The sequence below is a fragment of the Vibrio sp. 1288 genome (assembly GCF_033344475.1).
This window is the reverse complement of record NZ_JAWPOX010000286.1, coordinates 1-860: the sequence shown is the minus strand read 5'-3', so window position 1 is coordinate 860 and position 860 is coordinate 1. Positions and strand designations below refer to the sequence as shown.

General features: G+C 47.0%; 1 protein-coding gene and 1 pseudogene. One reads left to right on the top strand and one right to left on the bottom strand.

What is annotated here, in order from left to right:
* On the top strand, positions 1-569 hold a 569-nt coding region (locus tag R8O11_RS26270; protein WP_318194747.1), incomplete at its 5' end, for a patatin family protein.
* A 70-nt stretch (positions 570-639) separates the two neighbouring features.
* Here R8O11_RS26270 and R8O11_RS26265 read toward each other — a convergent pair.
* Positions 640-860: pseudogene (locus R8O11_RS26265) on the bottom strand (N-acetylglucosamine-binding protein GbpA); the annotation flags it as partial.

Here is an 860-nt window from a genome sequence, read left to right as displayed (position 1 = left end):
AGCTTTTTGAAGGCATTCCTTTTTTTGCGGCCACCACGAATGTGGACACAGGTAAAGCGGACTACTATCGAGTGACGCGAGAAAATTTCCATCATGCGATAGAAGCGACAACAGCATTGCCGATTGCTTACAAACATACTCCGTGTTTTTCTGGTGGTTGTTATACCGATGGTGGTGTGGCGGATTCTATTCCGGTTCGAGAAGCTTACCGAAGAGGAGCGCGAGACATCACGGTTGTGCTATCGCACCCGCTGAATTACTCCAAAAAACCAGTAAAAAATACTTGGTTAATGAACAAGTTGTTTGCTGAACATCCCAAAATGGCAGAAGCGATGTTGCATCGTTCAGAGAACTACAATGAGTCCTTGGAATTTATCCGCAATCCCCCACAAGGAACCCGTGTGAGAGTGATTGCACCGCCGGATGAATTTCATGTGCAACGCTTGTCGATGCGCCAATCCGTTCTACTCGAAGGGTATGAAATGGGGCTTCAAGAAGGCAGAACTCATATCACCAATCTGTCTGGTGGTTATGGTTTAAGTCGAGAAAACTGCCACTTTTGTCTTTAACTCGCAGTGATTGATAAAGTAAAAAGAACCCCGCGATTGGCGGGGTTCTTTACGTCTATCGTCTGCGAGATTAGTTCAGCTTATCCCAAGCCATTTCCCAGTGTGAGCCTGTCGCTGGCTCAAATTGTGTTGCACTCTCACTCCACTGTACGCAGTAGCCAGAGTAAGGGAATGGTTTACATTGATAAATCGCGCCGTCGCTTGCTAACACTTTTGTACCTGCTGTGTAGCTAGAAAGCCCCTCAGGGAATACAAAGTCGTATTCGCCTGATGGTGGTGGGGTGACTTCCT